This is a genomic window from Micromonospora sp. TSRI0369, from assembly GCF_001905625.1.
Classification (GTDB): domain Bacteria; phylum Actinomycetota; class Actinomycetes; order Mycobacteriales; family Micromonosporaceae; genus Micromonospora; species Micromonospora echinospora_A.
Genome location: NZ_LIVU01000001.1, coordinates 613,888 through 638,973, shown reverse-complemented (window position 1 = coordinate 638,973; position 25,086 = coordinate 613,888). Strand labels below are relative to the sequence as shown.

General features: G+C 73.6%; 24 protein-coding genes. 19 read left to right on the top strand and 5 right to left on the bottom strand.

What is annotated here, in order from left to right:
- Positions 1 to 389 precede the first annotated feature (389 nt).
- The 5 genes from AMK25_RS33160 (at position 390) to AMK25_RS03135 (ending at position 2,758) form a co-directional block, all read left to right on the top strand.
- Entirely contained in the window at positions 390 to 947 is a 558-nt protein-coding gene (locus AMK25_RS33160; RefSeq protein ID WP_143194666.1) for a hypothetical protein, read from the top strand.
- Entirely contained in the window at positions 947 to 1,675 is a 729-nt protein-coding gene (locus AMK25_RS03150; protein ID WP_073826240.1) for a type II secretion system F family protein, read from the top strand. The genes AMK25_RS33160 and AMK25_RS03150 overlap by 1 nt, the downstream gene beginning before the upstream one ends.
- Before the next feature lie 23 nt (positions 1,676 to 1,698).
- Positions 1,699 to 1,866, top strand: a complete 168-nt coding sequence (locus tag AMK25_RS03145; protein ID WP_013283643.1) for a DUF4244 domain-containing protein — start codon at positions 1,699 to 1,701, stop codon at positions 1,864 to 1,866.
- A gap of 113 nt (positions 1,867 to 1,979) precedes the next feature.
- Entirely contained in the window at positions 1,980 to 2,378 is a 399-nt protein-coding gene (locus tag AMK25_RS03140) for a TadE family type IV pilus minor pilin (protein WP_184689238.1), read from the top strand.
- Entirely contained in the window at positions 2,375 to 2,758 is a 384-nt protein-coding gene (locus AMK25_RS03135) for an Rv3654c family TadE-like protein (protein ID WP_073826236.1), read from the top strand. Before AMK25_RS03140 ends, AMK25_RS03135 begins: the two co-directional genes overlap by 4 nt.
- Before the next feature lie 108 nt (positions 2,759 to 2,866).
- Here AMK25_RS03135 and AMK25_RS03130 read toward each other — a convergent pair whose 3' ends face one another.
- From AMK25_RS03130 to AMK25_RS03120, 3 genes are all read right to left on the bottom strand, one after another.
- Entirely contained in the window at positions 2,867 to 3,445 is a 579-nt protein-coding gene (locus tag AMK25_RS03130) for a hypothetical protein (protein WP_030503750.1), read from the bottom strand.
- Positions 3,446 to 3,586: 141 nt separating this feature from the next.
- Positions 3,587 to 3,793, bottom strand: coding sequence for a hypothetical protein (locus AMK25_RS03125; protein ID WP_073826232.1), 207 nt, complete (start codon positions 3,791 to 3,793; stop codon positions 3,587 to 3,589).
- Between the two features lie 272 nt (positions 3,794 to 4,065).
- Positions 4,066 to 6,519: a DEAD/DEAH box helicase gene (locus AMK25_RS03120; protein ID WP_083664602.1), complete on the bottom strand. Its 2,454-nt coding sequence runs from the start codon at positions 6,517 to 6,519 to the stop codon at positions 4,066 to 4,068.
- A gap of 124 nt (positions 6,520 to 6,643) precedes the next feature.
- Between AMK25_RS03120 and AMK25_RS03115 the strand changes: the two genes are divergently transcribed.
- From AMK25_RS03115 to AMK25_RS03085, 7 genes are all read left to right on the top strand, one after another.
- A complete protein-coding gene (locus tag AMK25_RS03115) occupies positions 6,644 to 6,994 on the top strand; it encodes an STAS domain-containing protein (protein WP_013283649.1) in 351 nt (116 codons plus the stop codon).
- Complete coding sequence (locus AMK25_RS03110) at positions 6,994 to 7,431, top strand: ATP-binding protein (RefSeq protein ID WP_073826228.1); 438 nt, start codon at positions 6,994 to 6,996, stop codon at positions 7,429 to 7,431. The genes AMK25_RS03115 and AMK25_RS03110 overlap by 1 nt, the downstream gene beginning before the upstream one ends.
- Positions 7,432 to 7,752: 321 nt before the next feature.
- Positions 7,753 to 10,101: a sodium-translocating pyrophosphatase gene (locus AMK25_RS03105; protein WP_073826224.1), complete on the top strand. Its 2,349-nt coding sequence runs from the start codon at positions 7,753 to 7,755 to the stop codon at positions 10,099 to 10,101.
- 101 nt (positions 10,102 to 10,202) lie between these two features.
- Positions 10,203 to 10,745, top strand: coding sequence for a hypothetical protein (locus tag AMK25_RS03100; RefSeq protein WP_073826220.1), 543 nt, complete (start codon positions 10,203 to 10,205; stop codon positions 10,743 to 10,745).
- A complete protein-coding gene (locus AMK25_RS03095) occupies positions 10,736 to 11,344 on the top strand; it encodes a hypothetical protein (protein ID WP_073826216.1) in 609 nt (202 codons plus the stop codon). Before AMK25_RS03100 ends, AMK25_RS03095 begins: the two co-directional genes overlap by 10 nt.
- 269 nt (positions 11,345 to 11,613) lie before the next feature.
- Complete coding sequence (gene topA / locus AMK25_RS03090) at positions 11,614 to 14,397, top strand: type I DNA topoisomerase (RefSeq protein WP_073826212.1); 2,784 nt, start codon at positions 11,614 to 11,616, stop codon at positions 14,395 to 14,397.
- Between the two features lie 113 nt (positions 14,398 to 14,510).
- Positions 14,511 to 15,464, top strand: coding sequence for an endonuclease domain-containing protein (locus AMK25_RS03085; protein ID WP_241826226.1), 954 nt, complete (start codon positions 14,511 to 14,513; stop codon positions 15,462 to 15,464).
- A gap of 11 nt (positions 15,465 to 15,475) precedes the next feature.
- Here the strand turns inward: AMK25_RS03085 and AMK25_RS03080 are convergent, their stop codons facing one another.
- Positions 15,476 to 16,792 (bottom strand): D-arabinono-1,4-lactone oxidase, encoded by a 1,317-nt coding sequence (locus tag AMK25_RS03080; protein ID WP_073826209.1) that lies wholly within the window; start codon positions 16,790 to 16,792, stop codon positions 15,476 to 15,478.
- Positions 16,793 to 17,011: 219 nt separating this feature from the next.
- Here AMK25_RS03080 and AMK25_RS03075 point away from each other — a divergent pair, with 219 nt between their 5' ends.
- The gene (locus tag AMK25_RS03075) at positions 17,012 to 17,587 is read left to right on the top strand and encodes a TetR family transcriptional regulator (protein ID WP_073826205.1); all 576 of its coding nucleotides are present in this window, start codon (positions 17,012 to 17,014) and stop codon (positions 17,585 to 17,587) included.
- 64 nt (positions 17,588 to 17,651) lie between these two features.
- Here AMK25_RS03075 and AMK25_RS03070 read toward each other — a convergent pair whose 3' ends face one another.
- Entirely contained in the window at positions 17,652 to 18,860 is a 1,209-nt protein-coding gene (locus AMK25_RS03070; protein ID WP_073826203.1) for an amino acid deaminase/aldolase, read from the bottom strand.
- A gap of 148 nt (positions 18,861 to 19,008) precedes the next feature.
- On the opposite strand from AMK25_RS03070, the gene tmk reads away from it, so the two are divergent.
- The 6 genes from tmk (at position 19,009) to AMK25_RS03040 (ending at position 25,072) form a co-directional block, all read left to right on the top strand.
- A complete protein-coding gene (gene tmk, locus AMK25_RS03065) occupies positions 19,009 to 21,234 on the top strand; it encodes a dTMP kinase (RefSeq protein WP_241826225.1) in 2,226 nt (741 codons plus the stop codon).
- A complete protein-coding gene (locus tag AMK25_RS03060) occupies positions 21,231 to 22,529 on the top strand; it encodes a DNA polymerase III subunit delta' (RefSeq protein ID WP_073826199.1) in 1,299 nt (432 codons plus the stop codon). Before tmk ends, AMK25_RS03060 begins: the two co-directional genes overlap by 4 nt.
- 135 nt (positions 22,530 to 22,664) lie before the next feature.
- The gene (locus tag AMK25_RS03055) at positions 22,665 to 22,994 is read left to right on the top strand and encodes a YbaB/EbfC family nucleoid-associated protein (RefSeq protein ID WP_013473591.1); all 330 of its coding nucleotides are present in this window, start codon (positions 22,665 to 22,667) and stop codon (positions 22,992 to 22,994) included.
- A 1-nt stretch (position 22,995) separates the two neighbouring features.
- Complete coding sequence (locus tag AMK25_RS03050; protein ID WP_073826196.1) at positions 22,996 to 23,301, top strand: hypothetical protein; 306 nt, start codon at positions 22,996 to 22,998, stop codon at positions 23,299 to 23,301.
- Complete coding sequence (locus AMK25_RS03045; protein WP_073826192.1) at positions 23,301 to 23,969, top strand: hypothetical protein; 669 nt, start codon at positions 23,301 to 23,303, stop codon at positions 23,967 to 23,969. Before AMK25_RS03050 ends, AMK25_RS03045 begins: the two co-directional genes overlap by 1 nt.
- Positions 23,970 to 24,229: 260 nt before the next feature.
- The gene (locus AMK25_RS03040; protein ID WP_073826189.1) at positions 24,230 to 25,072 is read left to right on the top strand and encodes a PSP1 domain-containing protein; all 843 of its coding nucleotides are present in this window, start codon (positions 24,230 to 24,232) and stop codon (positions 25,070 to 25,072) included.
- The last annotated feature ends 14 nt before the right edge of the window (positions 25,073 to 25,086 follow it).

Sequence of the window (25,086 nt, the reverse complement as noted above, 5' to 3'; positions counted from 1 at the left end):
GCGCGGGTCGAGCCCGGCGGCTGGCGGTTCTGGGCGGTGGCTCGGCCCAGCGGGGAAGAGCTACGCGTCCTCCGCTCGACGCCGGGCCGCAGTCGTTCGGCCGGCCGCCAGGCCGCCCTCGGGAACCACGTCGGCCCGGCGCCGGGCACCCGACACATCGGTGGGCCGGCCTCGGGCCTGCGTCCGCGTCGGCGCATCGGGTAGCGCAATGGGCCGGCCTCGGGTCGGCCCGCCGGGCAGGGGAGTGGGCCCGCCCCGGGCCTGCTTCCGCGCTGGCGCATCGGGTACGGCAGTGGGCCGGCCTCGGCCCGGCGACGCTCGCGGTGGACGGCGACCGATCGGCCGGTCCATCGGCGCCTCCGCTGTTCACCCTCCGACGCGCGCTACCCGTGGCGGCGCTGCTCGGCGCCGTGTCCGGGGCGCTGCTCGGTGGTCCGGTGGCGGCGCTGGCGCTGGCCACGTACGGCGTCCTCGCGGCGCGGGCGGTGCTGCGTCGGCGTACCCACCGGGCAGCAGCCCTCGCGCACCGCCGCGACCTCGACCGGCTGGCCGCCGTCGCCGCCGACCTGCGGGCCGGGCTGCCGGCCGACCTCGACGACGGGCCGGGTCGGGTCGCGCGACTCGCCCGGGCCGCCGGGAAGCTGGCCGACAGCACCGGGGCGCCCCTGGCCGACCTGCTGGAACGGATCGAGGCCGACGCCCGCGCCGCCGACCGAGGGCTCGCCGCTGCCGCCGCCCAGGCCGCCGGGGCCCGGGCGACCGCCTGGTTGCTCGCCGCGCTGCCCCTGGGCGGGATCGGTCTGGGCTACGGCATCGGGGTGGACCCGGTGGAGGTGCTGCTGCACACGCCCGTGGGTGGCGGCAGCGCGCTTGCGGCCGTCGCGTTGCAGGTCGGTGGGCTGCTCTGGGCGGAGCGGCTCGGCGTCACGCCGGGACGGGCCGCTTGATGTCCCGTCAGGTGCTGGCGGCCGTGTGCCTCGGCGGCGCCGCGTTGCTCCTGGTCGTCGCCGCGCCGGCGGTCCGCCCGGCCCGGCGGTTGCGCCGGCTGGCCCCGGCGCCCCGGCGGCCCCGCCCGGCGTGGTGGCCGGATCGGGTACGGCTGGGCGCGGCGCTGGCCGGGCTGGCCGTGCCGGTGGTGGTCGGCGGCTGGACCGGTCTGGTCCTCGGGCTGCTGACCGGTGTCGCCGCCGATCGTCTGCTGCGGCGGATCGAGCCGCGCGCAGCCCGGGACCGACGTCTGCGGGAGACAGCCGATCTGCCGCTGGCCGCGGACCTGCTCGCCGCCGCGCTGCGGGCGGGCGCACCGGTCGACCGTTCGGTGCTGGCGGTCGCCGAGGTGCTCGGCGGCCCGCTCGCCGACCGGCTCGGCCGGGTGGGCCGCACGCTGGGCCTGGGCGGTACGGCAACCGAGGCATGGGCGCACCTGAGCTGCGTGGCCGGGGCCGAACCCGTGGTCGCGGCGGCGGTCCGGTCGTCGAACAGCGGCGCCGCGCTGGCTCGCGCGCTGACCCGGCTCGCCGACGATCTCCGCGCCGAACGGTCTACCGCCGCCGAGGCGGCCGCCCGGCGCGCGGGCGTGCTCATCGTGCTGCCGCTCGGGCTCTGTTTCCTGCCCGCCTTCATTCTCGCCGGTCTGGTGCCGGTGATCGTCGCCGTTCTCGGCGACGTGCTGTGAACCATCGAGAAAGGACTACCGAGATGCGCAAACTCCTCACCCGCCTGCGGGGTGACGCCGGCATGAACACCGCCGAGTACGCCGTCGGCACGCTCGCCGCGGTCGCCTTCGCCGGGATCCTGCTGAAGGTGCTCACCTCCGGCAACGTGCAGTCCGCGCTGACCGCCGTCATCGACCGGGCCCTGAAGTGATTCCGCGCCGGTGGGCCGGCCGTCACGGGAGCTGGTTCCCCGCTCCGGCTTATCCGCTGGGCGTCCCGGCCGGAGCGGGTCCGATCCGCGACGCCGCCGGCATCCGGGCCGGGGTGGTCGCGCGTGCCCTGGTCGGCCTGCTCCGCCGGGGACGTTCGTGGGTGGCGTGCGAGCGGGGCTCCTTCACCGCCGAACTGGCGGCCGGCCTGCCGGCGCTCATGCTGCTGCTCGTCGCGGGGCTGACGGCGGTGAACGCGGTGGGTACCCGGGTCGGCTGCGTTGACGCGGCCCGGGAGGCGGCGCTCGCCGCGGCCCGGGGCGAGTCCGGCGCGGTCGCCGGCCTCCGGTACGCCCCCGACGGCGCCGAGGTGTCGGTGACTGTGGCAGGCGACCGGGTCACGGCGACGGTTCGGGCGCCGGTCCGGACGTTCGGTGCTCGGCTGCCGCGACTGAGCGTGTCGGGGCAGGCGGCGGCGGCTGTGGAACCCGGCGCGCCGGGGCCGGTGCCGTGACGGCCGTCCGGGCGTCGCGCCGAACCGCCGCCGAGCGGGGCGGTGCCACTGTGTGCCTGCTCGCGATCGGGCTGGTGTTCGTGCTGGTCGGGATGTTCGGCGCGGCGCTCGGGGCCGCCCGGTGCGCTCGGCACCAGGCCCGCAACGCGGCGGACTTCGGGGCGCTCGCCGGTGCCGGGCGGGTGCTCGACGGCGTCGAGGGCGCGTGCGCTCGCGCGGGCGATCTGGTGGCGGCCAACGGTGGCCGGATGACCGGCTGCCGGGTCGACGGGCTCGACCTGATCGTCACGGCGCGGGTACGTGTCGAGCCGCTGCCCGGGCTGACCCGGTACGCCACCGCGGCGTCCCGAGCCGGCCCGGCCCGGGACGCCGACAGCTGAGAAGGCCGAGCCGGGGCGGTACGCCGATGGCGCTGACGCGGCCGGAGCCGGGGTGCCAATCGCTGGCGCGCCCGGCTCCGGCCGGCGGGTTGAACAGGTGGTGCCGGGTCAGCGGGACTGGAGCGCGTCCAGCCCGACGGCCATCGCGATCACCAGGCGACGGTCGATCTGCGGGTGGTGGATGTCGACGACGTACCGGTCGCGCAGGCCCCACTTCTTGTCGACCGAGAACACCGGCTGGCCGCCGGCCACGAAGTCGAAGTGGTACGGCAGCCAGGAGAGCGAGTCGACGAAGCGGCGCAGCAGCGCGACCGGCAGGCTGCGCTCCTGCCCGGTGGCGGGCGGCAGGCCGGGCTGCTCGACGTGCCACGTCGAGCGCAGCAGCGACTGCGCGAAGTCCTTGCGGAACAGTCCGATCGGGTTGCCGGCGTGGTCGGTCACGTCGTAGGTGGCGCCGAGGTCGAGCCGCTGCCGGGCCTTGAAGCCGAGAAGGGGGTACTGCTTGGAGTCGTCGGTGTAGATGGTCACCTGCTCCTTGAAGGCGAGCCGCTTCTGCTGCGCGAACGCGAGCAGCCCGGCCTCGGAGCCGTCGGGCGCCGCGGCGTGCACCTCGTACTGGTTGACCATCATCCGGATTCGCTGGCGGACGATGAACCGGTTATGGGCCTGCAGGTTGTCGAGCGACATCAGATCTCCTTCGAGGGGTCGCCGGAGTCTCGCACAGCAGGCCCGCCGCCGCTTACCCCCACTCGCGCCAGGATCACCGCTCGCGGGGGCCTCCGGCTTCCGGGCACCCACCCACCCCACAAGGCGAACGACGACGGAAGGTCAACGACCGCCGTCGACCGTGGCCTTCATCGCCCAGGTGTTCAGCACCTGATGAATGCCGCGCAGGCGCTCGTTGATCTGCTCCAGCCGCTCCGCCTGGGCGAGGGTGGCCAGCGCGGTGCCCAGCGCGATCTGCTGGTCGGGGGTGAGGTTTTCCTGGTCGATGGTGTAGAGCAACTCGACGGTCTCGGCGATCGTGTCGGCCATGGCGGCACCTCCGGCGGGACGGGTCTGGGGTCACCTCTGCGCTACCGGAAATGATGCATGGAAGCGCTCCCATACATCAATGCCCCGAGCGCCCCAGCCTCATGCACCCGTCCCACCCACCAGACCCCCCGGGCCCCGCGGAACCGCACGGCCTAGCTTGATCGACACCAGTTCGGCGAAGTGGTGGGGTCCAGCACCTGTCGATACCGCAACGTCCCCGAACTGGCGGGCGGGCAGGCAGCCCTGAGCGACGGCCCGGCGGGGCCGGCCGGTCAGGCGGGTGGGCCACCGGCCGTCTGAGCTGGGCGGGCCACCCGGTCGCCCTGCCGGGGGAGCGCCTCGCCGCGCCCCGGGTCGGCACCCGCCTCCGGGCCGGCACCCGCCGCCGCGCCGCCGACCTTGGCGAGGTTTGCCAGCACCACGTTGAGGACCTTCACCGCCTCCGGCTTCGCCAGCGGGTTGTTGCCGTTTCCGCACTTCGGGGACTGGACGCAGGACGGGCACCCGGTCTCGCACCCGCACTCGGCGATCGCGTCCCGGGTGGCGCGCAGCCAGGCGGCGGCAGTGCCGTACGCCCGCTCGGCGAAACCCGCCCCGCCGGGATGCCCGTCGTAGACGAAGACCGTGGGTGCCTCGGTGTCCGGGTGCAGGGCGGTGGAGAGCCCACCGATGTCCCAGCGATCGCAGGTCGCCATCAGTGGCAGCAGGCCGATGGCGGCGTGCTCGGCGGCGTGCAGCGCGCCCGGCACGTCGGCCGCCTCGACACCGGCGGCGGTGAGCGACCCGGGGGAGAGCGTGAACCACACCGCGACGGTGCGCAGCTCCCGCGCGGGCAGGTCGAGCGGCCGGGTGTCGATCACCTCGCCGGTGGCGATGCGCCGCCGCTGGTACGACACCACCTGGCTGGTCACGTCCACCTCGCCGAGGAAGAGGCCGACCGGGCCGGCGTCCACGTACGAGCGGACCGACACCACAGACAGCGAGGTGACGTCGCGGGCGTGGGTGGACCAGTCCGGCTCCTCGGCGTGCACCAGCGCGCAGCCGTCGGCCAGGTCGAGCGAGTCGACCACGTACGAGACGCCCTGGTGCAGGTAGACCGCGCCGGTGTGCAGCAGGAAGTGCGCCGATCCGCCGTCGACGGTGCCGAGCAGTCGGCCGGTGGACTCCTCCACCACGCACACCGGGGAGCCGCCCTCGCCGCGCAGGTCGACCTCGGGCCGTTCCCGGTGCCGCCAGTACCAGCCGGTGGGCCGCTGCCGCAGCGCCCCCGCCTCGACCAGCGAGTCCACCGCCTCCTTCGCGCCTTCACCGAACAGGTCCAGGTCGGCGGGGGTGAGCGGGGACTCGTGGGCGGCGCAGGCGAGTTGCGGGGCGAGCACGTACGGGTTGGCCGGGTCGAGCACCGTCGCCTCGACCGGCCGCCCGAACAGCGCCTCCGGGTGGTGGACCAGGTAGGTGTCGAGCGGGTCGTCGCGGGCCACCAGCACGGCGAGCGCCTCGTCGCCGGAGCGTCCGGCCCGCCCGGCCTGCTGCCACAGCGACGCGCGGGTGCCGGGCCAGCCGCAGATCAGCACCGCGTCCAGCCCGACCAGGTCGACGCCGAGTTCGAGCGCGTTGGTGGAGGCGAGCCCGAGCAGGTCGCCGTGCAGCAGCGCCCGTTCCAGCTCGCGGCGCTCTTCGCGCAGGTAGCCGGCCCGGTAGGCGGCCACCCGCTCGCCGAGCCCGGGCACCGCCTCGTCCAGCGACCGCCGGGCGTTAGCGGCGACCACCTCGGCGCCCCGGCGGGACCGCACGAACGCGAGCGTGTGTACCCCCTCGACCACGCTGTCGGCGAGCAGGTCCGCGGTCTCCCGCAGCGCGGAGCGCCGGACCTGGACGAGGTCGGCGTCGACCGACGGGTCGCTCGGCGGCAGCAGCGGCGGCTCCCAGAGCGCGAACGTCACTCCGCCGCGCGGCGACGTGTCCTCGGTGACGGCGGTGACGGGCAGGCCGGTGAGCCGCCCGGCCGCCGTCGCCGGGTCGCCCGACGTGGCCGACGCGAGCAGGAACACCGGTGTACGCCCGAAGCGCGCGCACTGCCGCCGCAACCGCCGCAGCACGTGCGCGACGTGGGAGCCGAACACGCCCCGGTAGGTGTGGCACTCGTCGACCACCACGTACGCGAGCCGGCGCAGGAACCCGGACCAGTGGGCGTGGCCGGGCAGGATGCCGTGGTGCAGCATGTCCGGGTTGGTCAGCACGAACCGGGAGTGCCGGCGGATCCACTCCCGCTCGGCACGCGGCGTGTCCCCGTCGTAGGTGGCGGGGCGTACCCCGTCGAGTTCGAGACCGGCGACGGCGCGGAGCTGGTCGGCGGCGAGCGCCTTTGTCGGCGCCAGGTAGAGCACTGTGGCGCGCGGGTCGGCGAGCAGCGTGCTCAGTGCCGGCAGCTGGTACGCCAGTGACTTGCCGGACGCCGTGCCGGTGGCGACCACGACATGACTGCCCGCGTACGCCAGCTCGGCGGCCTCGGCCTGGTGCCGCCACGGGACGGTGACGCCGCGCCGTGCGAACGCCGCCCGCAGTTCCTCCGGTGCCCAGCCGGGCCACCCGACCGGCTCGCCGGCGCGGGCCGGGACGCGTTCGACGTGGGTGACCGGGTCGGTGGCGTGACGCAGCCGCAGCCGGCGCAGCAGCTCGCCCGGCGCACGCCGCGGGCCGGAGCTGTGGTCGGTCACGTCCTGCACTCTCGCACTGGTGTTCGGAATTGGGAACCGCGGGGTGGGGGTAAGGGAGGGGCGTGGCCGGTGATCCGATCGGGCTGCACGGGGGATGGTTAGATGCCCAGGAGAGTTTACCGAGGAGGGGCCGATGGAGCTGTCGCTGGCGACCCGCGCCGTGGGGGAGCACACGGTGCTCGAGGTCGGTGGTGAGGTGGATGTCTACACCGCCCCCCGCCTGCGGGAACGGCTTCTTGAGCTGATCGACGGCGGGGCCCGCCACGTGGTGGTCGACCTGGGCCGGGTGGACTTCCTCGATTCGACCGGACTGGGCGTGCTCGTGGGCGCGCTCAAGCGGCTGCGCTCGGCCGGTGGCTCGTTCGCCCTGGTCTGCGACAAGGAGCCGCTGCTCAAGATCTTCCGGATCACCGCCCTGGACCAGGTCTTCCCGCTGCACCCGACGGTCGACGCGGCCATCGCCGCCGACTCCACCGGCGCGTGATGGCCACCGTCAAGCTCTCCTTCTCTCCGGCCCCGGTGCACGTGCGCACCGCACGCCTGGTCGGCGTCGCGGTGGCGCGGCGGGCCGGCGTACGCGAGGACCTGCTGGACGAGGTGCGCCTGGCCATCGGTGAGGCGTGCACGCGGGCGGTCGCGCTGCACCGGCAGTACGGCCTGGCCGACCCGGTGTACGTGGAGATGTCCGACACCGGTGGCTACACGGTCCGGGTGGTCGACCGGGCCCCGATCGAGGCGGGCCTCGGCCTGGCCGCGCTCGGGCCGGACGAGCTGGCCAAGGAGTCGCTGAGCGAGGATGCGCTCACCACCGGGGTGGGCTTCGCGCTGCTCGCCGGTTTCGTGGAGGACCTCCAGGTCCGCCCGGTCGACGAGGGCGTCGGCACCGAGGTCCGGATGGCCTGGCCCGCCGGACGCGCCTGACCCTTTCCGCTCACGCAGGCCGCGTTCCCCGCGAGGGGAGCGCGGCCTCGTCGTGTTGACCGGGCCATATATCAGATTTCTTCGCATAACACAGTTACGAAGATCATCGAGACACGGTGCCCCCTGCCTGTGACCCTCGCCACGCCAGAGGGCTACAGTACCCGGGTTGTCAGCAAGTGATCCGGTCCCGCAGCCAGCGGGAACGGGAGTAGATCGCTGGTCCGCCGGGGTGGGTTGGCGCGCGCTTGCGAGTCCGCATCCAGGCGTCGGCCCGTGCGTCTCCACCGGCCGGCGCGAGTTGTTCGGTACAGGAGGACATAGATGTCCGGGACCTTGGCCGCCGACGGCGGCGCACTGTCCCTTACCGGAGCCAACGTGACGTACGTCGTCATCGCCGCGGTCATCGCGCTGGTGGCGCTCGTCTTCGCGGCCGCCCTCACCAGGGCGGTCCTGGCGGCCGGTACGGGAACCCCCAAGATGCAGGAGATCTCCGGGGCGGTGCAGGAGGGCGCCTCGGCGTACCTGCTGCGGCAGTTCCGCACGCTGGCGATCTTCGTGGCGATCGCCGTCGTGTTGCTGTTCCTGCTGCCGGTGCACGACACCGACGGCAACGAAACGCTGGTGAAGGTCGGCCGCTCGGCGTTCTTCGTGGTGGGTGCGCTGTTCAGCGCGTTCATCGGCGGCGCCGGCATGTGGCTGGCCACCCGCGCCAACCTGCGGGTGGCAGCGGCCGCGCGGGAGCGCGAAGGCGGGCGCGAGGGCGCCATGAAGATCGCCTTCCGCACCGGCGGCGTGGTCGGCTTCCTCACCGTCGGCCTCGGCCTGTTCGGTGCGGCGCTCGTCGTGCTGATGTTCCGGGGCGACGCCCCGACCGTGCTGGAGGGCTTCGGCTTCGGCGCCGCGCTGCTCGCCATGTTCATGCGGGTGGGCGGCGGCATCTTCACCAAGGCCGCCGACGTCGGCGCCGACCTGGTCGGCAAGGTCGAGCAGGGCATCCCGGAGGACGACCCGCGCAACGCCGCCACCATCGCCGACAACGTGGGCGACAACGTCGGCGACTGCGCCGGCATGGCCGCCGACCTGTTCGAGTCGTACGCGGTCACGCTCGTCGCGGCGCTGATCCTCGGCCGGGCCGCGTTCGGTGAGACCGGCCTTGTCTTCCCGCTGATCATCTCCACCATCGGCGTGCTCGTCGCGATCGTCGGCGTCTTCATCACCCGGCTGCGCGCCAGCGACCGAAACGGCCTGACCGCCATCAACCGGGCGTTCTACCTCTCCGCGCTCCTCGCCGCGGTGCTCGTCGCGATCGCGGCGTTCGCGTACCTGCCGGCCACCTTCGCCGAGCTGGAGGGCGGGCTGACCGACGTCGACCGCAACCCGCGGCTGGTGGCCATCGGCGCGGTCGTGATCGGTATCGTGCTGGCCGCCGCGATCCAGGCGCTCACCGGCTACTTCACCGAGACCAACCGGCGCCCGGTGCAGGACATCGGCAAGAGCTCACAGACCGGCGCCGCCACCGTCATCCTCGCCGGCATCAGCGTCGGCCTGGAGTCGGCCGTCTACTCGGCGCTGCTGATCGCCGCCGGCGTGTTCGGCGCGTTCCTGCTCGGCGGCAGCTCGATCACGCTGTCGCTGTTCGCCGTCGCGCTGGCCGGTACCGGCCTGCTCACCACCGTCGGCGTCATCGTCGCGATGGACACGTTCGGCCCGATCTCGGACAACGCGCAGGGCGTGGCCGAGATGTCCGGCGACATCGACGAGCACGGCGCGCGGACGCTCACCGAGCTGGACGCCGTCGGCAACACCACCAAGGCGATCACCAAGGGCATCGCGATCGCCACGGCGGTGCTGGCCGCGACCGCGCTGTTCGGCTCGTACACCGACACGCTGCGCTCCGCCTACGAGGACGCGGGCGTGCGCGACGTCGGAAACGAGATCCTGAACTCGCTCAACGTGTCCAACCCGCGCAACCTGGTCGGCCTGATCATCGGCGCCGCGGTGGTCTTCCTCTTCTCCGGCCTGGCCATCAACGCGGTCTCCCGCTCCGCCGGGGCCGTGGTGATGGAGGTACGCCGGCAGTTCCGCGAGATGCCGGGCATCATGGACCGCACCCAGCGGCCCGAGTACGGCAAGGTCGTGGACATCTGCACCCGGGACGCGCAGCGCGAGCTGATGACCCCCGGCCTGCTGGCCATCCTGGCCCCGATCGCTGTCGGCTTCGGCCTCGGCCCGGGCGCGCTGGCGGCGTACCTGGCGGGCGCGATCGGCGCGGGCACGCTGATGGCGGTGTTCCTGGCCAACTCCGGTGGTGCCTGGGACAACGCCAAGAAGCTGGTGGAGGACGGCGCGTACGGCGGCAAGGGCTCCGACGCGCACGCGGCCACCGTCATCGGCGACACTGTCGGCGACCCGTTCAAGGACACCGCCGGCCCGGCGATCAACCCGCTGCTCAAGGTGATGAACCTGGTCTCGCTGCTGATCGCCCCGGCCGTGGTGGCCTGGAGCGTGGGCGACGACAAGAACCCGGCGCTGCGCATCACGATCGCCGTGGTCGCCGCGCTGATCATCGCGGCGGCGGTGGTGTTCAGCAAGCGCAAGGGCGTGGCGATGACCGACTCGGACAGCGACGCCGGCAAGCCGGACCAGCGCCCGGAGACGGTCAACGCCTGATCTCCACGCGACGGTTCCCGGCCGGCCCGGCCGGCCGGGAACCCCGTGCCCGCCAAACCTGAGCGGTGGCGGTTCCGCCTGGAGGTCGTACGCTGCAACGCATGCGTACGCGCCGGGCGGCAACCGCCGGAAAGCTCACGGTGGTCCTGGCCACGCTGGTCCTCGTCGTCGCCGGGTGCGGCGGCGGTCCCAGCCCCCGGGTCTGGGCCGCGTCGGTGTGCCAGGCGTTGACCCCGTGGCGCGCGGAGATCTCCAAGCTGACCAGCAGCACCCAGCAGCAGATGACCGCGCAGACGACTCCGCCGCAGGCCAAGGAGAACCTGGTCCGGCTCTTCGCCGGCGCCGAGCAGGCCAGCGAGACGGCCCGGCGCAAGGTCGAGGAGGCGGGCGTGCCCGAGGCCGAGCGCGGCGCCGAGGTGTCCGCCGGGTTCCTGGGGTCGCTCAGCAAGATGCGCGACGCGTACGGCCGGGCCCGGGACACCGTCGACCGGCTCGACACCGCCCAGGCCGGTCCGTTCTACGACGGCGTGCGCGCCGCCGTGGACACGCTCAACAAGGAGTACGACGCGAGCGCGCTGGACACCAGCAAGCTCAACTCGACAGAGCTGAAAGAGGCCTTCGACGAGGTCCCGGAGTGTCGCTGACCCCTCCCACCCCGAAACCGGCCCGCCAGCCCTCGCTGTTCTCCACCGAGGCGGCCGATCCCGCGCTGGCGGATCTCGCCGGCCTGCTCGCCGGGCCGGGTGAGGTGGGGCGGATGGGCGGAACGGCCCGGATCTCCGTGGTGGTGGACGCCGCCTGGCGGGTGCACGTGCTGGTGGCGGAGCTGGGTGCCCGGGGCGTGCCGGCGAGCTGGGAGCCGACCGAGGACGGGCGGCACCGGGTGCGTACCGCGTACACGAGCATGCTGGCGCCGCTCGCGCGGGCCTGGCTGCGCGGGGCGGTGAAGCGGCCACCGGCCCGCTTCCACCTGGACGGGCGGCGGCTGCGGCTCTGGGCGGCGGCGGCCGGCACGGCCGAGCCGGCCGGGTTCCGGCTGCTGCTCGGCGCGGCCGACGAGCCGTGCTGGCCGGTGGTCCGCGCCGCGCTGGCGGCGGTCGGCCTGCCGGCCGCGTTCGTGGAGCCGGACGAGGGTGGGCCAGCGTTCCGGATCGGCGGGCGGCGCATGTCGCGGCTCGCCGAGTTGGTGGGGGAACGGCCGGCCACGGCGCCGGCGACGGAGTGGCCGGGCTCGCACGGCTGACCGTCCGGTGTCCGAACCCGGACACCCGGAGACGACTCCGCCGGGTGTACGCGATCGTCACAGTGACACGCCTGTCGCCCTACCCACGGTGTACCGTGACGCCGTCCGGCAGGGTGCGGCCGGCGGTCGCCGGGAGAGCGGCCCGTTTGCCGCCCACGAAACCCGGAACGCGGACGGCGCGTTACGTTGGACATCCGGACCGCCCGTGGTCCGGGTGGCGCAACACGGCCCGAAGCGGGCATGGCGTAGGAGTGAGGTCGGGGAGAGACGTGCCGAGCAACGCTGGAACCACCCGTCTGGTCATCGTCGAGTCTCCGGCGAAGGCCAAGACGATCTCGGGCTACCTCGGCCCGGGGTACGTCGTGGAGGCCAGCTTCGGCCACGTCCGGGACCTGCCCCGCAACGCCGCCGACGTCCCCGCGAAGTACAAGGGTGAGCCGTGGGCGCGGCTCGGCGTCGACGTCGACAACGGCTTCCACGCGCTCTACGTGGTCTCGGCCGACCGTAAGCAGCAGATCAGCAAGCTGGTGAAGCTGGCCAAGGAGGTCGACGAGATCTTCCTGGCGACGGATGAGGACCGCGAGGGCGAGGCCATCGCCTGGCACCTGGTGGAGACGCTCAAGCCCAAGGTGCCGGTCAAGCGGATGGTCTTCCACGAGATCACCAAGCCGGCCATCCAGGCCGCGGTGGCCAACCCCCGGGAGATCGACCGCGACCTGGTCGACGCCCAGGAGGCGCGGCGCATCCTCGACCGGCTCTACGGGTACGAGGTCTCGCCGGTGCTGTGGAAGAAGGTCATGCCGAAGCTGTCGGCGGGCCGGGTGCAGTCCGTGGCGACCCGGATCGTGGTCGAGCGGGAGCGCCAGCGGATGGCGTTCCGGACCGCCGAGTACTGGGACATCCTGGCCACGCTCGCGGTGGCGAAGCCGGGGGAGGGCCCGCGTACGTTCAACGCCACGCTCGTCGCGCTGAACGGCGACCGGATCGCCACCGGCAAGGACTTCGAGCCGACCACCGGCAAGGTGCGGCCCGGCGCGGGCGTGGTGCACCTGGACGAGGGCGGCGCCCGTGGGCTGGCGGCCCGCCTGGCCGACCGGCCGTTCACAGTCACCCGGGTCGAGGAGAAGCCCTACCGCCGCCGCCCGTACGCGCCGTTCATCACCTCCACGCTCCAGCAGGAGGCGGCCCGCAAGATGCGGTTCTCGTCGCAGCAGACGATGCGCACCGCGCAGCGCCTGTACGAGAACGGCTACATCACCTACATGCGTACCGACTCGGTGAACCTGTCCGAGACGGCCATCGCGGCCGCCCGCCGGCAGATCGTCGAGCTGTACGGCGAGCGCAGCGTGCCGCCGGAGCCGCGTCGCTACACCGGCAAGGTGAAGAACGCGCAGGAGGCGCACGAGGCGATCCGCCCGGCGGGCGACAACTTCCGCACCCCGGGCGAGGTGGCCAAGGAGCTGTCCGCCGAGGAGTACAAGCTCTACGAGCTGATCTGGCGGCGCACCATCGCCTCGCAGATGACCGACGCGGTCGGCTCCAGCGTGTCGGTGCGCATCCGTGCCGTCTCCTCCGCCCAGGAGGAGGCCGACTTCGGGGCGACCGGCAAGACCATCACCGACCCGGGCTTCCTGCGCGCGTACGTCGAGTCCAGCGACGACGAGAACGCCGAGGCGGAGGACGCCGAGCGGCGGCTGCCCACGCTGGTCAAGGATCAGCCGCTGACCGCCGACGAGCTGGCCGCGCAGGGCCACCACACCCAGCCGCCGTCGCGCTACACCGAGGCGTCGCTGGTGAAGGCCCTGGAGGAGCTGGGCATCGGCCGACCCTCCACGTACGCCTCGATCATGCAGACGATCCAGGACCGCGGGTACGTGACCAAGCGCGGCCAGGCCATGATCCCCACGTTCCTGGCGTTCGCGGTGATCGGGCTGATGGAGCGGCACTACCCGCGCCTGATCGACTACGACTTCACCGCCAGCATGGAGAACGAGCTGGACGAGATCGCCGGTGGTGACCACGCCGCCGTCGACTTCCTCACCTCCTTCTACTTCGGCAGCACCAACGGCACCGGCGACCAGGCCATCGCGCACGCCGGTGGCCTGAAGAAGCTGGTCACCGAGGACCTCAGCGAGATCGACGCGCGCAGCGTCAACTCCATCCCGCTGTTCACCGACGACGAGGGTCGCGAGGTCGTCGTCCGGGTCGGCCGGTACGGGCCGTACCTCCAGCGGGCGCTCCCAGGCGAGCAGCAGACGCCGGCGGCCACGGGTGAGGGCGAGGAGGGCGGCTCGCAGGGCGACCGCGCGCCGATCCCGGAGGGCCTGGCACCGGACGAGCTGACCCCGGAGAAGGTGCACGAGCTGTTCCTCGGCGGCGGCGGTGAGCGCAAGCTCGGTGACGACCCGTCAACCGGCGAGCCGATCCTGCTCAAGTCCGGCCGGTTCGGCCCGTACGTGGCAAGCGGCGAGCGCAAGTCGTCGCTGCTGCGCTCGCAGTCGCCGGACAGCCTCACGCTGGAGCAGGCGTTGCAGCTGCTGCGTCTGCCCCGGCTGATCGGCGTGGCCCCGGACGGCGCCGAGGTCGTCGCCAACAACGGCCGCTACGGCCCGTACGTCAAGCGCGGTGACGACTTCCGTTCGCTGGACTCGGAAGACAAGATGTTCACCGTCACGCTCGACGAGGCGCTGGCGTTGCTGGCCGCCCCGAAGACGCGCCAGCGCCGGGCCGCCGCGCCGCCGCTGCGGGAGATGGGCAACGATCCGCTCACCGAGAAGCCGCTGGTGATCAAGGACGGGCGCTTCGGGCCGTACGTCACGGACGGCGAGTTCAACGCGTCGCTGCGGCGCGGGCAGACGCCGGAGGAGCTGACGCTGGAGCAGGCGTCGGAGATGCTCGCCGAGAAGCGCGCGAAGGGCCCGGCCCCCAAGAAGAAGGCCGCGAAGAAGGCCGCCCCGGCCAAGAAGACAACAGCCGCGAAGAAGACAACGACGGCCAAGAAGGCCCCCGCGAAGAAGGCCGCTCCCAAGAAGGCGACCTCCCCCAAGGAGTGACCCCTCCCGAGATCTTGGAAGGAAAGGGCCCCTATGAGGGCCGTTTTCTTCCAAGATCTGGTGGTTGTCCACAGGGGCGGCGAAGGAGCCGCATCGGGGGGCACCTTGGGTAGGTGGCGAACTCCTGGGCGGGGATGCGGCGGGCTCTGCCGTCGGATGACGCGGACGAGTTGACCTGGTTGCTCTTCCGGCAGGAGGACGTGCTCAGCCTTCAGCAGGCGCGGGCGCACCTCACGCGTAAGGCGATCCGTCACCGGGTGACGACCGGCCGATGGCGACAGGCGCATCGGGCGGTTCTCGTCGCGCACAACGGTCCGGTCGGTCCCGCTCAGCTCCGCTGGATCGCGGTACTGGCCGCCGGCCCCACCGCGCTCCTGGGCGGCATGACGGCGGCTCAGGCGGGCGGGCTGCGGGGGTTCCCGGACCGGGTGGTCCACCTGCTCCTGCCCGCCACGACCCGTCGGTCGCCGCTGCCGGCCGGCGTGCTGGCACACCGGACGACCCACCTGCCCGGCTCCGACGTGGTGCCGGTGGCGGCGCCGCCCCGGACTACGGCAGCCCGGTCGATCGTCGACGCCGCGCAGTGGGCGCCCTCCGACACACAGGCCCGCGCGATCGTCGCGGCGGCATTCCAGCAGCGGCTGGTGGGTGGTGCCGACCTGCACGAGGTGGTGGAGCGGATGCCCCGGATCCGCCGACGACATCTGATCGTGTCCACCGCCACCGATGCGGCCGGAGGTGCGCACTCGCTGGGCGAGCTGGACCTACTCGGTCTCGTGCGCCGCGCCGGCCTGCCCGAGCCGACGCGCCAGCTGGTCCGCCGTGACGCTGCCGGCCGCCGACGCTATCTCGACGCGTACTTCGAGCAGTGGCGGGTGCACGTCGAGGTGGACGGCGGACAGCATCTGGATCCGGCGCACGCATGGGCGGACATGCGCCGGCAGAACGATCTCTGGGTGGAGGGTGATCGTGTCCTCCGGTTCCCCGCCTGGGTCCTGCGCACTGACCCCGAAGCGGTGATCGCCCAGCTTCGCGACGCCCTGCGGGCGGCCGGCTGGCGAGGCTGAGGACTAGCCGTTCAGGAGCCGAGCACCTGACTCAGGTAGGGGTTCTGGAAGATGTTTGAGGGGTCCAGGCGGGAGCGGACGGACTGGAAGTCGGCGAACCTCGGGTAGGCCGTCGCCAGGGACTCCGCGTCGCGCCAGTGCAGCTTGCCCCAGTGCGGTCGGCCGCCCAGCTCGGTCGCCACCTGCTCGAACGCCCGGAAATAGGGCTCGTACGGCATGCCCACGTACTGGTGCACCGCGATGTACGCCGAGTCCCGCCCGTACGAGTGGGACAGCCAGATGTCGTCGGCGGCGGTGAACCGCACCTCGACCGGGAACAGCACCTTGAAGGGCAGCCGGTCCACGATCTGGCGCAGCTCGGCCAGCGCGGTGGGCAGCGCCTCGCGCGGCAGCCCGTACTCCATCTCCACGAAGCGGACCCGGCGCGGTGTGCAGAACACGCGGTCGGAGCGGCCGGTGTAGGTGCGTTCGGTGAGCGCGCGGGCGGAGACGGCGCTGATCGTGGGCGCGAGGGCGGGCACGGCGCGGCCGAGGCGGCAGGCGCCGGCGAAGACGGTGTTGGAGAGGAACTCGTCGTCGAGCCAGCCGCGCCAGCCGGGCAGGGGCCGGTCGTCGGCGGGTACCCGGTCGTTGGTCTTGACCTGCACCCGGTCGGTGTACGGGAACCAGTAGAACTCGGCGTGGTCGTGCGCTTCGTACAGGGCGGGCAGGTCGTCGAGCACCTCGGCGAGCGGGGCGGGGCGTTCGTGCGCGCGCAGCACGAAGGCGTCGACGCAGCGCAGCGTGACCTCGACAAGCACGCCGACCGCGCCGAGCCCGACCCGGGCGGCGTCGAAGACGTCGCGGTTCTCCTCGGCCGAGCAGCGCAGCACCTCGCCGGTGCCGGTGACGAGCGTCAGTCCGGCCACGAAGGTGGACAGGCAGCCGAGTTTCGCCCCGGTGCCGTGGGTGCCGGTGGAGAGCGCGCCGGCGATGGTCTGGGCGTCGATGTCGCCGAGGTTTGGCATCGCCAGGCCGTGCCCGGCGAGCAGTTCGTTGAGCGTGTGCAACGTCATCCCAGCCGGTACGGTGACCAGGCGGCGCGCCACATCGACGCTGACGTCTGTCTCCAGTTCGGCGAGGTCGATGCGGTGCCCGTCGGCCACAGCCGTGGCGGTGAAGGAGTGGCCGCTGCCGGTGGCCCGGACGGTCCGGCCGGCCGCGGCGGCCTGGCGGACCGCCTCGACGACGTCGGAGACGCTACGCGGGCGCACGGTGAGGAGCGCGGTGCTGTGCTGGTTGCCGGCCCAGTTGGACCAGGTGGCGGTGGTACCGGTCATCGCGGCCACTCCTCGACATGAATATGAACTGAATTCATATCAGGAACGTTGTGCCTGGTAAATACCGCAATCGAGCCCGGCTCGTTGTACCGGTAGTCACAGACTCGTGACGTGCAGATATGTTCATCCGTCGAAGGGGGGTGGCGCCGAGTGTCCACACCAGCCGCCACGACCGGGCCGCTGCGTCGGGTACCGGTGCAGGGTCGAAGTGTCGCGCGGGTCCAGCGGATGCTGGACGCCTGCGCCGAGCTCGTCGACGAGGTGGGGTACGAAGGGCTGACCACGACCCTGCTCGCCGAGCGCGCCGAGGTGGCGATCGGGTCGGTGTACCAGTTCTTTCCGGACAAGCGGGCCATCGTGCAGGCGCTGACGCTGCGGACCATGGAGTCCTACCTCCAGCGGCTCGACGAGCGGTTCGCCTCGGACGATCTGACGCACTGGTGGGACGGCGTCGACGCGGCGATCGACGAGTACATCTCGATGCACCGCACCGTCCCCGGTTTCCGTACCCTGCACTTCGGCGACGTGGTCGACCTGCACCTGCTGGACGACCAGCGCGACAACAACGGGGTCATCGCGGAGCAGCTCGCCCGCGTGCTCACCGAGCGTTTCGGCCTGGCCGGGGTGCCCGACCTGCGGTTCCACCTGGAGGTCGCGGTCGAGGCGGCCGACGCCCTGATCAAGCTGGCCTTCCGCCGCCGCACCGACGGCGACGAGCGGGTGCTGGTCGAGGCGAAGGCCCTCATCCGGGAGTACCTGCACCGGCAGGTCAACGCCCCGGCCGAGGCCGTGTCCCAGGGCTGAGCGGCACGCCGAGCGGCGGGTTCCCGGGTGCGCCGGGGCCCGCCGTCGTCACGCCGCGGGTGCGTCAGAGGAAGGCGTGGCCCTCGCCCCGGTAGGTGGGCACCGTCGCGACCACCGCGTCCCCGTCGACCAGGTGCACCTCGTTGACGTGCTCGCACATCTCGCCGGCCTTGGCGTGGCGGAACCACACCCGGTCACCGACCCGCAGGTCGTCCGCGGCGTCCCCGGCGAGCGGCGTCTGCACCTCACCGGCGCCCTCCGCGCCGAGCAGCTTCAGGCCGTCCGGCAGCCAGGGCCGGGGCAGCCGGCTGCTCGCCGCCTGGCCGGAGGCGATCCAGCCGCCGCCGAGCACCGTCGCCAGCCCGGGCGCCGGGCGGCGGACCACCGCGCAGGCGAAGAACGCCGCCGGGGTCGGCCGCCAGGCACGGTACGCGTCGAACAGTGTCGGCCCGTACAGGCCGGAGCCCGCGGTGACCTCGGTGACGGCGGGGTCGGCGCTGGTGGCGGCCACGCTGCCGGTGCCGCCGCCGTTGACGAACTTCAGGTCGGCGTGCTCGCGTACCGCGGCGACCGCCGACGAGCGGCGGGCCAGCAGTTCCCGGTACGACCCGCGCTGCGCGACCCGGATCGCCGAGCCGAGCACCGCCTGCCCGGGCGGCGCGTCGCCCAGGCCGGCGATCTGCGCCTCGTACGACATCAGGCCGACCAGCCGGAAGCCCGGCCGCCCGGCGACGGCGGCGGCGAGCGCGCCGGCGGCCGTGGCGCTGTGCACCGGGGAGCGGCGCACACCGACGTGCACCCGACCCCGCAGCGGCCGCCAGGAGGCGTCCAGGTCGAGGCAGACCCGCAGCGCGGGGCGGCGCTCGGGCGGGCAGACCTGGTCGATCAGGTCGAGTTGGGCGGCGTCGTCGACCATCAGCGTCACCGTGTCGGCGAGCGCCGGGTCGGCGGCCAGTTCGGCGAGGCCGGCCCGGTGCGCCGTCGGGTACGCCACCAGCACGTCATCGCTGACGCCGGAGCGGGCGAGCCACACCGCCTCGGGCAGGGTGAAGGCCATCACGCCCTGCCAGCCGGGGCGTCCGAGCACGCGGGTCAGCAGCTCGCGGACCCGTACCGACTTGCTCGCCACGCGCAGCGGCTTGCCGTCGGCCCGGCCGGTCAGCGCGCCGGCGTTGGCGTCGAACGCGGAGAGGTCGACCACCGCGTACGGCGGGTCGAGGTGAGCGGTCGCCCGGTCGAGACGCTCGCGAAGTTTGTCACGGTCGATGGCCACGTCTGCACGCTAACTGTCTGGGCGAGAATGCGAAATACCCTCGCGTCTGTCCGGGCTGCGGGCGGTGGTCCCGGCGGCCTAGGCTCAGCGAGCAGGTGAATGTCGCGCAGGACCACTCCTCCCACGCGACTAGAGTGTTCCACCGGGGATGCCCAGACCTGGGCCGGCACGTGGAGGTACGGCCATCGAAAGCCAGAACAACGGCGAGTCGCCCGGCGTGTCGTCGCCCGGGACAGCCGCCGACCACTCCGGCCTCGCCGCCATCCGCTCGGTGCTGCGCATCCGGCCGTTCCGCAGGCTGTGGATCGTACTCAGCGCCGCCTCCTTCGGCGACTGGCTCGGCCTGCTCGCCACCGCGCTGTTCGCCGCGTCCCAGGTCTCCGGCAGCACCGCCCAGGGCGCCGCGTTCGGCGGTGTGACAGCGATCCGGCTGCTCCCGGCGCTGGTGCTCGGCCCGGTGGCGGGCGTCTTCGCCGACCGGTTCGACCGCCGGTGGACGATGGTCATCTGCGACGTGCTGCGCTTCGTGCTGTTCGCCTCGATCCCGCTGTACGCGCTCACCGGCGCCGCCGGCGGGCTGGTGGTCGGCTGGGCACTGATCGCCACGTTCCTGATCGAGTCGATCACCCTGCTGTGGATCCCGGCCAAGGAAGCGGCGGTTCCGAACCTCATCCCGCGTACCCGGCTGGAGGCGGCGAACCAGCTTACGCTGATCACCACGTACGGCCTCACGCCGGTGGCCGCGGCCGTCGCCCTGGCCGTGCTGACCCGCGGCCTGCCCAGCGCGGTCGGCGGCAACCTGCCGAACTGGGCCGAGCCGGCCCAGCTCGCGCTCTGGTTCAACGCCTTCTCCCGGCTGGCCACCGCGCTCGTGGTGGCGTTCGGGATCAAGGAGATCAGCCAGGCCCAGCGCGCCGAGGCGGAGCGCACCGAGCAGAGCATGTTCCGGCAGTTCTCCGAGGGCTGGAAATACATCGGCCAGACCCCGCTCGTCCGTGGCCTGGTGCTGGGCATCTTCGGCGCGTTCGCCGGCGGCGGCATCGTGGTCGGCACGGGCAAGTTCTTCGCCAACTCGCTCGGCGCCGGTGACGCCGCGTTCTCGCTGCTCTTCGGCGCGATCTTCGTCGGCCTGGCGCTCGGCATCGGCCTCGGGCCGATGATCGTGCGGGACATGTCCCGCCGCCGCTGGTTCGGTATGAGCATCGTGCTCGCCAGCGCCTCGGTGCTGGTGCTCGCCTTCGCCATCCACCTGTCGATGGCCATCCTCGGCGCGATCCTGGTCGGCGCCGGCGCCGGCATGGCGTTCCTGGCCGGCACCACGCTGCTCGGCGGCGAGGTCGCCGACGAGGTACGCGGCCGCGTCTTCGCGGTGGTGCAGATCGGCACCCGGCTGGTGCTGATCCTGGCCATCGCGCTCAGCAGCCTCCTGGTCGGCGTCGGCGGCTCCCGCCAGCTCACCATCGCCGACCTGGGCATCTCCATCTCCTCCACCCGGCTGCTGCTGCTCGCCGCCGGTGCGGCCGGCATCATCGCCGGGATCAGCGCGTTCGGCCAGATGGACGACAAGAAGGGCGTACCGGTCCTCGCCGACCTGTGGGGCTCGATCCGGGGCCGCCCGCTGATGCCGGCCGAGCCGTTCGTCTCCAGCGGCCTGTTCGTGGTCTTCGAGGGCGGCGAGGGCGCCGGCAAGTCCACCCAGCTCGCCGTGCTCGCCGAGCGCCTGCGCGCGCAGGGGCGGGACGTGGTGGTCACCCGCGAGCCGGGCGCCACCCCGGTCGGTGAGCGGATCCGCTCGCTGGTGCTGGACACCGGCAAGGACGAGGCGCCGTCGCCGCGCGCCGAGGCGCTGCTCTACGCCGCCGACCGGGCGCACCACGTCGCGACTGTCGTCCGCCCGGCGCTCGTGCGCGGCGCGGTGGTGATCAGTGACCGGTACGTCGACTCGTCACTCGCCTATCAGGGCGCCGGCCGGACGCTGCCGGTCGACGAGGTCTCCTGGCTCTCGTCCTGGGCCACCGGCGGGCTCAAGCCCGACCTGGTGGTGCTGCTCGACGTCGAGCCGCGTACCGGCCTGAGCCGGGTCGAGACGCGCAACGAGGGGGCCGACCGGCTGGAGGCCGAGTCGCTGACGTTCCACGAGCGGGTCCGGTACGCCTTCCTCGACCTGGCCGCCGGTGACCCGAAGCGTTATCTGGTGCTCGACGCGTCCCGGCCGGTGGACGAGATCGCCGAGGCGGTGGCGCGCCGGGTGGGTGAGCTCCTCGCCGACCCGGGCGGGATCGTGCACCCGCGTCCGGCGCAGGGCCCGGACACCTCGGTCCAGCCGGAGTTATCCGACGCGGAGCTGGTGACGATGGAGCAACCCCGAAGATGACAGACGTCTTCGGCGATCTGGTCGGGCAGGACGAGGCGGTGGACACGCTGCGGCGGGCCGCCGCCTCGGCCGCCGCGCTGCTGCGCGCCGCCGTGCCCGTCGCGGCCGGCGCGCCGGCAGGCGGGTACGACGACCTCGACGCGCTCGCCGAGGAGCTCGACGGCACGGACACCGACCCGGGTCCGGCGCCCGCCGCCGAAGCCGATCCCGGCGCCGGGATGACCCACGCCTGGATCTTCACCGGGCCGCCCGGATCCGGCCGGTCGGTGGCCGCCCGCGCGTTCGCCGCCGCGCTCCAGTGTGTGCACGGCACCGGATGCGGCAGCTGCCCGGGCTGCCACACCACGCTCACCGGCACGCACGCCGACGTGCGGCTCGTCGTGCCCGACGGGCTCTCCATCGGCGTCGGCGAGATGCGCGCGCTCGTGCTCCGCGCGGCGAGCACCCCGTCCGGCGGCCGGTGGCAGGTCGTCATCATCGAGGACGCCGACCGGCTCACCGAGGCCGCCGGCAACGCGCTGCTCAAGGCGATCGAGGAGCCGCCGCCGCGTACCGTCTTCCTGCTCTGCGCCCCGTCCACCCACCCCGACGACATCTCCGTGACCATCCGGTCGCGCTGCCGCGTCGTACCGTTGCGCCAGCCGCCACCGGCCGCGGTGGCCGAGGTGCTGGTCCGTCGCGACGGCGTCGCGCCGGACGTGGCCGAGTGGGCCGCGGCGGCCGCGCAGGGGCACGTGGGCCGGGCCCGGCGGCTGGCCCGCGACCCGGAGGCCCGGCAGCGGCGCGACGCGGTGCTGGCCGTGCCGCGCCGGCTGACCGGCGTGGGCGCGGCGTTCGACGCCGCCTCGGCGCTGATCGAGGCCGCCGAGGCGGAGGCCGCCGCCTCGGTCGTCGAGATCGACGAGGCGGAACGGTCGGCGTTGCAGACCGCGCTCGGCGCGGGCGGCACCGGCCGGGGCGCGGCCGGCGCCATGCGCGGCGCCGCCGGCCAGCTCAAGGACCTGGAGAAGCGGCAGAAGTCGCGGGCCACCCGCGCCCAGCGGGACGCGCTCGACCGGGCGCTTGTCGACCTGGCCGGTTTCTACCGGGACGCGCTCACCATGGCGCTGCGGGCGCCGGTCGCCCCGGTGCACACCGACACCGCGGCGCTGGCCGGCGCGGGCGCGCAGAAGTGGGACGCCGAGGGCTCGCTGCGCCGCCTGGAGGCGGTGCTGGAGTGCCGGGCGGCGATCGAGGCGAACGTCAAGCCGCGGATCGCGGTGGAGGCGATGATGCTCGCCCTCTGGCGCGGCTGACCCACTCCCGTTCCACGCTGTCCACAGGGCATCGACACGCGCGATTGGCGTGCGGTACGGTCCCCGGTGATGCCGCGGTGATCGAGGCGGCACGCTCAGTGATGTTGGGGCCGACCGGCCGGGAGGAGTCCGCCGATGCCGCGGGGCGAGATCGACGAGGCCTGGATCGAGGAGGCGGTGCGGCGCTACCGCCGCATCGAGAACCTGCAGGCCGAGTTCGACCAGGCGGTGGCCACTGTCGAGGTCACCGTCCGCTCGCCCGACGGCCTCGTCGAGGTGGTGGTGACAGCCGGTGGGCGGATCACCGACGTGCGCTTCCTCGGGCCGCTGCACCACCGCAGCCCACGTGACGTGGCCGGCTCGGTGCAGGCGGCGGTCACCGCCGCCGCCGACGCGGCGCAGTGGGCGCGGGAGAAGCTGCACAACGAGACGTTCGCGGCCTACCGGCCGCTGGCGGGAGCCTGACATGGAGACGCTGCGCGCCCTGGCCGCCCGCCTCGACGAGGCTGGCGCGACCCTCGCCACGCTGGCCCGCACGGTCACCGCCACCGACCCGCCGCACCCCGCGTTCGGCGCGCACGCCGCCGGCCGCCCCGGCGACGTGGGCCGCGCGCTGCACCGGCAGTGGACAGCCGCCACCGCCGACCGGGCACGCGAGGCGCAGGCCGCCGCCGTCCGGCTCGCAGCCGCCGCGGCCGCGCTGCGCAGCGCCGCCGACCGCTACGCCGCCGCCGACGACGGCGTGGCCCGGCGGCTGGCCCGGGAGGCCTGATGGACGCGCTCGACCGTCTCGCCGAGCCGGGGCTCGACCTGCTCGCCCGCGTCGACACGCTGCTCGCCGCCGGCGCGCCCGAGGGGCACCGCCTCTGGCCGCTGCTGCGCCGCATGCAGGTGCTTCCCGGCGCGGCAGTGCGCGAGTTCCTCGACCTGCACCCCGCGCCGCTGACCGGCGCCGGCCACGCCGTGCGCCGGCTCGTCCGGGGGTACGACGACACCTGCGCCCTGCTCGGCGACGCGATCGCCTGGTCGGGTGCTGCCGCGTCGGCGTACGACGAGGCGCGCGCGACACTGCTCCGGCATCTGGACGAGGGGCCGGAGAGCCTGGTCGGGCGGCTGGAGTCGACGGCGAGCTACGCGGACGCGCTGGCCGGCTGGGTGGAGGGCAGCCGGGTCGCGCTGGCCCGCGCGCTGGCCGAGGTGCTGGGCTCGGCCGAGGCGGTCGCCGTGCACGCGGCGACCCGTCCTGGTGTCCATCCCGGACCGGCCGGGGCGTCGGCCGCGGCCGAGATCGCCACCCGGATCCTCGGCGTGCTCGGAGTCGCCTACGACGGCGCCGAGACGCTGCTGCGTCAGTGGGGGCCGAGTCTCGCCGAGACGGTCTGGCGGGATCGGCCGGCGGTCGCGCCGCACTACGGCGGCACCACCCGAATCGGCTACTGACGGTCCACGGCGCCGCGCGCCGGACCGGCCGTGGCCGGGCAACGGCGGCGACGCCGTGGACTTCCCCTGCACCCCCCGCAGGTATGTCTTCACTCAACGCTGTCGACACACGCTTGTCCCGGCAGCGGGCGAGGTTTCAGCCGTCCGGGCGAGGCGAAGGGGGCGCTTCGGCCGGATCGACGGACCCGATCGCCGCAGTCGGTGACCGGACGGCGACCGCCCGCCGTACGGCGGGCGTCGATCCGCGTAGGGTGGGGCGCATGGGCATGCTCTGCGCGGTCAGTTTCAACCGGTACGGGCGCCTCTACTACCTCGACCCGGGCGAGCTGCGCCCGCAGGTGGGCGACCGGGTGCTGGTGCCCACCGACGAGGGACCCGAGGTGGCCGAGTGCGTCTGGGCCGCCCAATGGGTCAGCGAGGACACCGACGGGTTCCCGAAACTCGCCGGGCTCGCCGAGGACGACGACCTGCGCCGCGACGAGACGCTGCGCCGGCGCAAGGCCGAGGCGAAGGTGGCCGCCAAGCGGCTGATCCGCGAACACGGCCTGCCGATGAAGGTGGTAGCCGTCGACCACGTCCTGGCCACGCCGGAGAACGGCAGCGACCGCACCACCATCTACTTCACCGCGCCGCACCGGGTCGACTTCCGTTCCCTGGTCCGTGACCTGGGCGCCACCCTGCACTGCCGGGTCGAGCTGCGGCAGCTGTCCGCCCGCGACTCGGCACGGGTGCAGGGCGGCATCGGCTCCTGCGGGCGTGACCTGTGCTGCGCCACGTTCCTCAACGACTTCGAGCCGGTGACCATCCGGATGGCGAAGGACCAGGACCTGCCGCTCAACCCGCTGCGCATCTCCGGCGCGTGCGGGCGGCTGATGTGCTGCCTCAAGTACGAGCACCCGCTGTACCAGAAGTTCCAGGAGTCGGCCCCCGCGGTCGGCAGCCGGGTCTCCACGCCGCAGGGCGAGGGCAAGGTGGTCGGCCACAGCGTCCCGCGCGACGCGGTGACGGTACGCCTGGACGCCGACGGCTCGCGCTCGATGTGCTCCCGAGCGTCGGTCTGCGGCCCCCGGCAGGCCCACGACCAGCACTACCCCCAGCCCTGACCCCTTCCCTCCCG